Annotated in this window: 7 protein-coding genes and 1 riboswitch; of the genes, 3 read left to right on the top strand and 4 right to left on the bottom strand. The window is 29.3% G+C overall.

Annotated elements, in window-relative coordinates:
• Positions 1-101: 101 nt before the first annotated feature.
• The gene (locus ABCM86_RS09525) at positions 102-974 is read right to left on the bottom strand and encodes an N-acetylmuramoyl-L-alanine amidase (protein WP_195929200.1); all 873 of its coding nucleotides are present in this window, start codon (positions 972-974) and stop codon (positions 102-104) included.
• A gap of 328 nt (positions 975-1,302) precedes the next feature.
• Between ABCM86_RS09525 and ABCM86_RS09520 the strand changes: the two genes are divergently transcribed.
• Entirely contained in the window at positions 1,303-1,491 is a 189-nt protein-coding gene (locus ABCM86_RS09520) for a hypothetical protein (protein ID WP_195929198.1), read from the top strand.
• Between the two features lie 249 nt (positions 1,492-1,740).
• Here the strand turns inward: ABCM86_RS09520 and ABCM86_RS09515 are convergent, their stop codons facing one another.
• From ABCM86_RS09515 to ABCM86_RS09505, 3 genes are all read right to left on the bottom strand, one after another.
• Positions 1,741-2,859, bottom strand: a complete 1,119-nt coding sequence (locus ABCM86_RS09515; protein WP_343003905.1) for an amidohydrolase — start codon at positions 2,857-2,859, stop codon at positions 1,741-1,743.
• Positions 2,860-3,210: 351 nt separating this feature from the next.
• Positions 3,211-6,387 carry a two-component regulator propeller domain-containing protein gene (locus ABCM86_RS09510; RefSeq protein WP_343003904.1) on the bottom strand — a complete coding sequence of 1,059 codons (3,177 nt, stop codon included), beginning with the start codon at positions 6,385-6,387 and terminating at the stop codon, positions 3,211-3,213.
• 407 nt (positions 6,388-6,794) lie between these two features.
• Positions 6,795-8,012 carry an L-serine ammonia-lyase, iron-sulfur-dependent, subunit alpha gene (locus ABCM86_RS09505; RefSeq protein WP_195929192.1) on the bottom strand — a complete coding sequence of 406 codons (1,218 nt, stop codon included), beginning with the start codon at positions 8,010-8,012 and terminating at the stop codon, positions 6,795-6,797.
• A 496-nt stretch (positions 8,013-8,508) separates the two neighbouring features.
• A riboswitch (Lysine riboswitch) is annotated at positions 8,509-8,677 on the top strand.
• A 172-nt stretch (positions 8,678-8,849) separates the two neighbouring features.
• Between ABCM86_RS09505 and ABCM86_RS09500 the strand changes: the two genes are divergently transcribed.
• Entirely contained in the window at positions 8,850-9,854 is a 1,005-nt protein-coding gene (locus tag ABCM86_RS09500; RefSeq protein ID WP_295733390.1) for an aspartate-semialdehyde dehydrogenase, read from the top strand.
• A gap of 133 nt (positions 9,855-9,987) precedes the next feature.
• Entirely contained in the window at positions 9,988-10,899 is a 912-nt protein-coding gene (gene dapA / locus ABCM86_RS09495; RefSeq protein WP_295575866.1) for a 4-hydroxy-tetrahydrodipicolinate synthase, read from the top strand.
• Positions 10,900-10,963: the final 64 nt, after the last annotated feature.

The following is a 10,963-nucleotide window of genomic DNA, read 5'->3' as shown; positions in this document are numbered from 1 at the left end:
TAAAACACCTGCAGAGGTCTTCGCTGCAACATAAACATAAAATGTTGCACTTATATTGACAATCTATCATATAAAAAAGGTCTGTTATGGTATTTTTTCGATTAATTTTGATTGAAATATTTTTGTGTTGCCTCAGCTATACTCTTCATCATCTTTTCTTGATAAGATGTCTGTGACATTTTTTGATCTTCTTCTGGATTAGACATATATCCCATTTCAACTAGCACAGCCGGTACTTCTGACCAGTTAAATCCTGTTAAATCACTTCTTTGGTATATATTATTTACCTTAAATCCAGCTTGTCTCATGCTAGCCATCATAATCTCTGCACATTCGTTGCTCTTTGGATAAATCTTGCTCGTATATTGACCGTTTTGTGCTGGAATATGAAGTGATGCCCCACTTACAGATTGGTCTTCTGAACCATCAGCATGAATTCTAATTACTAAATCTGCATTATTTTCATTTGCAAAAGTTGCTCTTTCTGAATTTGTGATATTTACATCGTTAGTTTCCCTAGTCATTATTACCTTAAATCCCATTTGTTCTAAATAGCTTTTTAAAATTTTTGATGCACTTAATGTCAATTCATATTCTGGAATATTTGTAGATACACCTTGTGTCCCCCATGACACCTTAAACTTAGTTTCAGATGAACCTGGTCCTACTGGCTCTTGGCTCATATCTCCCTTTGCTTGATGACCTGGGTCTATACAAATTACATATTGTCCAGTTTTATTTTGTGAATTATCATTATCAGTTATTTGACTTTGTTGTGGATTACTTTGTGAGTTGTTATTATCTTGTGAATTATTCCCCGCTGAATTTTCTTGATTATTTTGTAAAGACTGTTGCGATGAATTATTTTGATTTGATATAACTTCATTGTCACTTGATTGGTTGGAGTTTGAACAACCAAAACTTATCATTGATATAATAAGTATCCCTAATAGTATTAATGATTTTTTTCTCATTTTTCCCTCCTTATAATCATAAAAATTTCCCCTGTTACATATAATTATAAATGTTAAAAGTTTTTTAATCAATTTTATTAAAGAGCATTTTACGATTCTATTAGTGATTCCAATGTTTTTTTGTTTTTTCCCTTTTATTTCTACGATTTAAACTCTATAATAATAATAGAAACAAAATTGCTTTTCAAACTTGGTTGAGGGACTTCGAAAATAATATATACGGAGGAATCAATGATGAAATTCAATTATAAATCAAAAACATCGTTGTATCCTGAATTTGGGTGGAGTGAGGAATTAAATTTCAAACAAATACAGGAGGTATACTGCCATGGATTTTGATAAACTTAACGAATCAGTAGAAAGATTAATCAAAAACTTAGAATTTATTCAATCATTAGAGGAAGAAGGTATTCCAATGAGTGATGATCATAAGGACATGATTCTAAGAAATATCGATTCAATAACAGATATAAGCGACGACGATTATAAAGCAGGATTATTATTTGACATTAGATAAAAAAATTCGCTTCGCTCATAGCGCCAACGCCTTCGTCCGTTGCTTAAAATTCGCTTCGCTCATAGCGCCAACGAATCGAAGATTCCGTTGCTTTAGTGAATAGGTTGGAAATTATATATTATCCACAAACCAGATAATATATAATTTCCTTAGAATTTAAAAAATCAGTTTACATCTAAACGGTGTAAACTGATTTTTATTATAAATCTATATTTAATTTTATAGAAAATAAGTTTAACCTATAATAATTTATTCTATTGAACCTTTAAATTTAAGTAGTTTCACATAAGTTTTTATAGCATCTAACATAATATCTTCGTTAAAGTCGAATCTTAAACTATGTAGACCATTAACAAATCCCTTCTCTTCATTTCTGGCTCCTTGCATAAAGAAAAGCCCTGGCACTTCTCTTTGATAATAAGAGAAGTCTTCTGAAATCATAAGAGGTTCAGTTTTTGTTATTTTTTCTTTTCCAACTGCCTTCACAAATTCATTAAATAGATTTTCATCATTATTTACTGCAATATATCCATCTTCTATTTTTACATTTACTTTACAGTTATATGCTATTTCAAATCCTTTTGCAAATTCAAAAAGTCTTTTCTTCATTGTGTCATAAATTTCTGGATTAAAACATCTCATTGTTCCTTCTAACTTGACATTCTCTGCAATTATATTTCTTATAGATCCTGCTGTCATTTTTCCAAATGTAAGAACAGCACCTTCCATAGGATTTAGATTTCTCGAAACAATACTTTGGACAGAAGTAACAAAATTAGCCCCTATAACTATTCCGTCTATTGTGTTTTGTGGGATAGCTCCATGACCACTTTTTCCGATTATTTCAACATCTATCTCAGCATTTTGTGCCATTAAGTACCCAGCTTTGCATCCTATATACCCTTCTGGAAAATCTGGATGAATATGAAGACCATATACCTCATCTACATTGTACTTTTTAAATATGCCAGCTTTCATTAGTGGCTCTGCTCCACCTGTGTCTTCTTCTGCTGGTTGGAATACAAAAACTATATTATCATTTAAGTTTTCTTTGTTGTCCATTATATATTCCAAAAATCCTAAAAGAATACTCATATGTCCATCATGACCACATAGATGTTGAGCACCGTTTTCTGTTGGAAGTGCATCAATATCTGCTCTAAAAGCTATAGTTTTTTTAGGATTATTTCCCTTAATTATTCCTACTGTTGCAGTTTCTAAAGGAGTTTCATATTGTATACCTAGTTTGTCTAAATAATCTCTTATATATTTAGCTGTGTTGAATTCTTCATGAGAAAGTTCTGCTAATTTGTGTAGATTTGTTCTGTGTTGTTTTACTATTTTATCTATATATGATATGTCTTTCATTTAATTTCCCCCTAATTTAACTTTATATTTTAACTACTAAATCTCTCCCTAAATTTATATATTTTTATAATTACAATTATGTATAATTTAATAGTTTTAATTTTTAGATAATTTTATTATATACAATTTTAATAAATTGTCCAATTATTTATGCTCATAATCTCTTTTTCATAATATATAAAAATTCACTGCGTTCATAACGCCAACGACTTCGTCCGTTGCTTAAAATTCACTGCGTTCATAACGCCAACGAAGATATAAAAAAGAGATGTTACTTTTATTTAACATCTCTTTAGATTAATTTTTATAATGTGATAAATATTAAATTTTATAAGTTGTAATTTATTGTATTTATTCATTTTCTACAGGAAGTATTATTATAAATTCGCTCCCTACTCCAACTTCACTTTCTACATATATATCTCCTCCATGAAGTGATATAAGTTGTTTAGATATTGTAAGTCCTAAACCACTCCCTCCCTTAACTTCAGAGTTATTTTCTACAACTTGGTTAAATCTATTAAATATTAATTTTTTATTTTCTTCACTAATACCTATACCGTTATCTTTTACCGATATTTTAACTTTATCACCTAAATCACTTACTATAACTTGGATTAATCCACCTTTTGGAGTAAATTTAGCAGCATTTCCAACTAAGTTTATGATACATCTTTCTATTTCTGTTTTATCACATGAAATAATCTTTTCTTCTATATCTGTATCAAAAATTAATTCAAGACCCTTTTCTTCTATATAGTCTTTCATATCCATAACGTTTTCTTCTACTAGATAAACTATATTTGTTTTTTCTTTAGTCAGTATGTAGCTATTATTTTCAATTTTTGTATTGTCGATTATATTGTTAATTAAATTTAATAACCTAGAAGTATTTCTCTCCATTATATCCATATAATAAGATAGCTTTTTAGGAGTTATAAATACATCTTTATTGCAAAAATCTTTTATTAATTGATTAATACCATTTAATACATTTAACGGTGTTCTAAGCTCATGAGATAAGTTGATAAAGTAATTATTTTTATTTTGTTCTAGTGTTAGTACCTTTTTGAATAATAATTCATTTTCGTCCATTTTTAATTTTAAATCATTAGTTTTTTCATTTATCAATCTATCTAACTTTCTTACTTTATATTTATTTATAAGTATCAAAATTATTATTGATAGTAAATATAAGCATATTGCGTATTTACTTTTCCAAAACGGATATTTAATAGTAAACTTAATTACAGTTTCTTCTCCTATTACTCCATGTTGGCTCTTAGCTTTTATTCTCAATGTATAATCTCCAGGACTTAAATTGGCAAATATAATTGAATTATTTTTGGTTGTACTCCACTCTTTTTCATCTCCATCTAATTTATAATAATATTGAGTTGTCTTTGTATTTACATAATCATCTGTAAAATAGCTTATTTTTATATTATTTTCATTATATTTAAATTTAGTATTTGATATATCTTTTTTATTTAATCCATTTACTTCAAAATTATCAACTATAATATTAGGTTTAAATTTAGATATATGTATTTTATTAGGGTTAAAAACATTAAATCCATTTATACCACCAAAGTACATATTGCCAGTACTAGCTTTAAAACAAGATCTTCCATTAAACTCATTAGATTGAAGTCCATCTGTTATAGTAAAGTTCTCAAATATATCTTCTTCAGCACAAAGTCTTGATACTCCACCATTTGTACTCATCCATATGTTGTTTTTATCATCAACTAATATTCCATATACAGTATTATTTATAAGACCATCTTTTTCAGTATAACTTCTAAATGTATCTGTATTAGAATTAAGAATATTTAGTCCATAGCTTGTTCCAACTAATATGTTTCCCTTTAGGTCTTCAGTTATAAATCTTATACAGTCATTACTTATACTATTTTCGTCATTTTCAATATGTTTATATATTTTATATGATTTAGCCTTTGGATTAATTTTTATTAACCCTCCCTCTAGAAAGCAACCGATATAATAATTTCCCTTTGAATCTTCATAAACAGCTCTAATAAATTTATCTGATACTCCCATTTCATCAAAAATATATGTAATATCTCTAAGCTCGTTATCTGAATACAATGCCAAGCCCTTATTAGTTCCTATCCACAACTGTCCTTTAGAATCTACAAACAAAGATCTTATTTTATTTGATGGCAATCCATCTTTTTCTGTATAATTTGTTATAGTATAATTTTCACTACTTTTATCTAAAACGGATAAACCGTCATTTGTTCCTATAAATATTTTTTCTTTATATCCTGTTATATCTTGTATTGCATTACTACATAATTTACTATTTCCTGTATTTAAATACTCAACTGCTTTCCCATTCATGATATTTATACCATCTTCACTCGTTCCCATCCATACTAAATTATCATCATCTTTGTATATACCTTGAATTACATCTCCACTTATGCTATTACTGTCTTCTTTGTCAGACTTGTAATGTTGGAATTTAGTATTAGGATTAAATGCAGATATTCCCCTATATGTCCCCACCCATATAAGACCACTTCTATCTTTGAATAAACAAAATATTGAGTTATCTACTAAAGTATTGCTTTCGTACGCCTTTTTACTATATCTTACGAATTCCTCTGTTTCATAATTAAATAAACAAAGGCCTTTATCTGTTCCAATCCAAAGCTCATTCTTTGAATTATTTATTACATCTCTTACAGTGTTACTTGGTAGAGAAAACTTACTTTCACTACTTTTATAATTCTTTATACTTTTATCATTTAAATTTATTCTAAATAAACCTTTATCTACAGTACAAACCCATAGATTCTTATTTAAGTCTTCATACAAGTTATATATTTCACTTTCTCCAATCGAATCTTGATAAGAATTTACTAATTTTAAATTTTTATCTAATTCAACTAAACCTTTGTCAGTACCGACCCATATATGGCCATTAGAATCTTCTTTTAGAGAATATATAAACTGACTTGGAAGTTCATCTTCATCAGATAAAACTCTATCAAAACTATCTTTCTCTGGGTTATATAAATTAAGTCCATTTACACTTGAAACTAAAAATTTATCTTCTGAAGTATAAATTATCTGCCATAAATTTTCATCAGATAAATTTCCATTGTTTTTATCAGATGAATAATTCTTTATCTCATCATTATCTGTATCTATTCTACTAAGTCCATTTATAGTTGATATCCATATATACCCGTCTTTATCTTCCATAATATCAACAATATAATTATTAGCTATTGAGTTTTTATCATTTTTATTATATTTATATTGTTTAAACTCATAGCCATTATATCTATCAAGACCATCATTAGTACCTATCCATATATATCCTTTACTATCTTGATATATAGTTTCTACAGTAGATTGAGATAAACCATCTTCACTCGTAATATTTTTAAAATTATAATTTTCACTTATATTCGCGTAACTCGTACTAATATTAATACAAGAAAATATACACGCCATCACTAATATCTTTTTTATATATTTATTTTTTATCATAGCACACCTTTTTTAAGTACTTTATAATAAATTATAAAATTTGCCTTTTATAGTTTTGTGCTACTTTAGTATATATTAATTTAATATATTATACCAAGTAGAATTTTATTTTTAAGGAAGGTAATATTTTCTTAGAAGGATTTATGTATAAGATTCGCTTCGCTCATATCGCCAACGAATCGAAGATTCCGTTGCTTAAGATTCGCTTCGCTCATGCGCCAACGAATCGAAGATTCCGTTGCTTAAAATTCACTGTGTTCATATCGCCAACGAATCGAAGATTCCGTTGCTTAAAATTCACTGTGTTCATATCGCCAACGACTTCGTCCGTTGCTTTAATAAAAAAAACTACACCTAGATAAAATATCTAGATGTAGTTTCTTTATATATTTATTATTAATTTTTTATTATGCTTCGTTATCGTCGAATTCTCCGCTTTCTTCGTATAATAAAGCGATTCCACCTTGAGCTGTTTCTTTGTATTTATCCATCATGTCTCTACCAGTTTCGTCCATTATTTTAACTATTTGGTCGAATTTAACGTGGTGAACACCATCAGATAATAATGCATAGTTAGCAGCATCTAACGCTCTTTGTGCTCCCATTGCATTTCTTTCTATACATGGTATTTGAACATATCCGTAAGCTGGGTCACAAGTCATACCTAAGTGATGCTCTAAACCTATTTCTGCAGCGTATTCTATTTTTCTAAGAGCTGCACCTTTCATGAATGCTGCCGCTGCTGCTGCCATTGCACATGCAACACCAACTTCACCTTGACATCCTACTTCTGCACCTGAAACTGATGCATTTTTCTTAACAGCTATACCTATTAAACCTGCTACAGCAAGACCTTCTTCTACAGCTTCATCATCGAATCCATAGAAATCTTGCATTGTGAATAATACAGCTGGTAATACACCTGCAGATCCACAAGTTGGAGCAGTAACTATTTCAAATCCTGATGCATTTTGCTCAGATACAGCTAAAGCGTATGCATATATCATTGAAGAAAGTTGTTTGTTAACTTTATATTGTCTGAAGAAAGTTCTAGCTCTTCTAGCTAATTTTAATTTTCCTGGAATAACATCTGTAGCTTTTAAACCATCGTTTAATGATTGTCTCATAGTTATTCTTATTTGTCTTAAGTAATCCATTATATCTTCATCGTCGAATTCTTTTACGTAGTCAACGAAGTTTTTGTGGTTTTCTCTACACCATTCTATAATGTCTTCTATGTTGTCGTGTGGGTAAACACTTGCAGAAGAATGTCCTCTTTTACCTTCTTCAGCTAAAGAACCTCCACCGATTGAGAATACAGTCCATTCATCTTCTACATTTCCGTCTTTATCTAAAGCTTCTAATTTCATTCCGTTAGTATGGAATTCTTTTACTACTTCTGGTTGCCATACTATTTCTACATGTTTAGGCTCTAAAGTTTTTATTATTATATAGTCAGTTAAGTGACCTTTTCCTGTAGCTGCTAAACTTCCGTATAAGTGCGCTCTGAAGCTTGCTGCGTTAGGGTTTTTTTCGTTGAATATTCTTGCTGCTCTTTGTGGTCCCATAGTGTGTGAACTTGATGGTCCAGGACCTATTTTATAAAGCTCTTTTAATGATTCCATTAAATTTTCCTCCTAATAAAAAATTAATTATTTTTGTATGTTAAACTTTTAATAATATCTGATAATAATAGTTGTATATGATAATTATTGTTTGTCATTTTTAATAAATTAATCATATATCAGAAAATCATTATTCCAAACATTTTCCTAAGGCATATTTTTATGCTAAAGCTTTTAGAAGAAATTTTTTAAGCATTTATATTAATAAATGCCTACTTTTTCTGCTTGATAAAAATCCTTACGCATAACATTATACATATTTCTTTAAATAAATCATATACTTATTGTTAATTTCTATTATTTTACAGTAATGGTAATTTTTTTAAACCTAAATATACTTTTTACTTTATTATTTTAACCCAAAAAAATGTTTTCCGCCACACTTTTCATTATTTTTTAAATTTTTTAACTTTTTACAACAATTCGGTTGATTTTTCCATAATTTTGTAATAACATTAATTCATAACAACTTATTAAAAATCAAAAACAATTAACTAACCTAAGTAGAGGCGCAATGATTATCAGTAAGTAATAGTAGCTGGCAAGTGTAGATAATTACTGAAAGGATGATTTGCCGAAGTTTATATCTTGGCGAAGGTATATGCTGGGGTCATGTATAAGATACATGAGACTGTCACTTATCTAAGTGGGGGGCTACAGGTTTACTTTGATTTGTGTTAGCAACGTACAAAGTATTCCTTTGTGCGTTTTTTAATATCAAAATCTACTTTTGCAGTATCCATTTATATATATACCCTCCCCTTACTTTTATATCTCTATTTGGGAAGTAATCATGATTAGATACGAAATACAATAAATTATATGAGGTGATATAAAATGAAAAAAGTTAATGTAGCAGTAGTTGGTGCTACTGGTATGGTAGGGAGAACTTTCTTAAAAGTTCTTGAAGAAAGACAATTTCCAATAGAAAATATATATTTTTTCTCTTCTAAAAAATCTGCTGGTTCAACAATAACTTTTGCAGGAAAAGATTACACAGTTGAAGAATTAACTGAAACTGCTTTTGATGGAAAAAATATTCAAATAGCATTATTCTCTGCTGGTGGAGCTACTAGTGAAAAATTTGCTCCAATAGCTGCATCAAAAGGCATAATAGTTGTAGATAACTCAGCTCAATGGAGAATGGATCCAGACGTTCCACTTATAGTACCAGAAGTTAATCCAGAAGCTATAAAAGAAATAAAAAAAGGTATAATAGCTAACCCTAACTGCTCTACTATACAAGCTATGGTTCCACTAAAACCTTTATATGAAAAATACGGTTTAAAAAGAATTGTATTCTCTACTTATCAGGCTGTTTCTGGTTCAGGAGTTAGAGGTGTTAAGGATTTAGAAGACGGAATTGCTGGAAAACCAAATCAATTCTATCCTCATCCAATAGCGTATAACTGTTTACCACATATAGATGTATTTATGGATAATGGTTATACAAAAGAAGAAATGAAAATGATAAATGAAACTAAAAAAATATTTAATGATGATAGCATAAAAGTTACTGCTACTACTGTTAGAGTTCCTGTTAGAGGTGCTCACAGTGAATCAATCAACGTTGAATTTAATAAACCTTTTGAGCTTGAAGATGTTGTTGAAGCAATCAAAAACGCTGAAGGTGTTGTATTAGTTGATAATCCAGCTAAAGATGAATACCCTCTTGCTGTAGATGCTGAAGGACATGATGAAGTTTTTGTTGGTAGAATAAGAAGAGACTTTAGTGTTGATAATGGTATCAACTTATGGGTAGTTGCTGACAATATAAGAAAAGGGGCTGCTACAAATGCAGTACAAATAGCTGAATTATTAGTAAAAAATGATTTAGTTTAATCTGACAAAATAACTTATTTATAAACTCAATAAAATAAATGTTTAACAGTTTCACAACTTAGTAAACAAAACTTAATTAGTATTAATAAAATAATTTTTAAAAATGATTATGATATAAAAAGGGGAGATATATATGATATTTACAGGTTCTGCAGTTGCATTAGTTACACCATTTAATGAAGATAACACACCAAATTTTGAAAAAATTAAAGAGTTAGTTGAATACCACATTGCTAACGGAACAGATGCCATAGTTGCTACTGGTACTACTGGTGAAGCTAGTACTATGACTGATGAAGAACAACTAGATGTTATTAAATGTATCGTCGATACAGTAAATAAAAGAATACCAGTTATCGCTGGTGCTAGTACAAACGATACTAGACATTCTCTTAGTTTAGCAAAAGGTGCTCAAGATATGGGAGCTGATGCTTTATTAATAATCACACCATATTATAACAAAGCTAATAGAACTGGTCTTAAAGCTCACTTCAAAGCAATAGCTGATGCTGTTGATTTACCAATAATTTTATACAACGTTCCTTCTAGAACAGGAGTTAATATTGCTCCAGATTTAGTTGCTGAACTTGCTAACGAATGTGAAAACATAGTTGCTATAAAAGAAGCTAGCGGTGATATAGCTCAAGTTGCTGAAGTTGCTAGATTAGTTCCAGATGATTTTGCAATCTATTCTGGAAATGACGACTCTATCACTCCATTATTATCATTAGGTGGTAGCGGAGTTATATCTGTTTTAGCAAATGTTTGTCCACAACAAACTCATGATTTAGTTGCAAAATTCTTAGACGGTGATGTTAAAGGTTCTTGCAAAATACAATTAGATTTAAAAGCTCTTATTGATGCTTTATTTATAGAAGTAAATCCAGTTCCAGTTAAAACAGCATTAAACTTATTAGGATTTGAAGTTGGTCACTTAAGATTACCACTTGGTGAAATGAATCCGAAAAACTTAGAAGTATTAAAACAAGAATTAATAAATGCTGGTCTTGATGTTAAACAAACTGCTGAACTTGGAGTAAAATAGATCGAAGCTTAATTTTGACAGGGAAGAATATAAATAATTTATTATTCTTCCTTGAAATAAATCA

The sequence above is a fragment of the Clostridium sp. 2218st1_F5_2218SCRN_220325 genome, assembly GCF_039062665.1.
Taxonomy (GTDB): Bacteria; Bacillota; Clostridia; order Peptostreptococcales; family Peptostreptococcaceae; genus Intestinibacter.
This window is presented reverse-complemented; position numbering and strand designations above follow the sequence as displayed.

Excerpts from the sequence above, each read along its gene's own strand:
- ABCM86_RS09500 (WP_295733390.1), top strand. The coding sequence starts at position 8,850 with ATGAAAAAAGTTAATGTAGCAGTAGTTGGTGCTACTGGTATGGTAGGG.
- ABCM86_RS09520 (WP_195929198.1), top strand. The coding sequence starts at position 1,303 with ATGGATTTTGATAAACTTAACGAATCAGTAGAAAGATTAATCAAAAAC.
- ABCM86_RS09515 (WP_343003905.1), bottom strand. The coding sequence starts at position 2,859 with ATGAAAGACATATCATATATAGATAAAATAGTAAAACAACACAGAACA.
- ABCM86_RS09525 (WP_195929200.1), bottom strand. The coding sequence starts at position 974 with ATGAGAAAAAAATCATTAATACTATTAGGGATACTTATTATATCAATG.
- ABCM86_RS09510 (WP_343003904.1), bottom strand. The coding sequence starts at position 6,387 with ATGATAAAAAATAAATATATAAAAAAGATATTAGTGATGGCGTGTATA.
- dapA (WP_295575866.1), top strand. The coding sequence starts at position 9,988 with ATGATATTTACAGGTTCTGCAGTTGCATTAGTTACACCATTTAATGAA.
- ABCM86_RS09505 (WP_195929192.1), bottom strand. The coding sequence starts at position 8,012 with ATGGAATCATTAAAAGAGCTTTATAAAATAGGTCCTGGACCATCAAGT.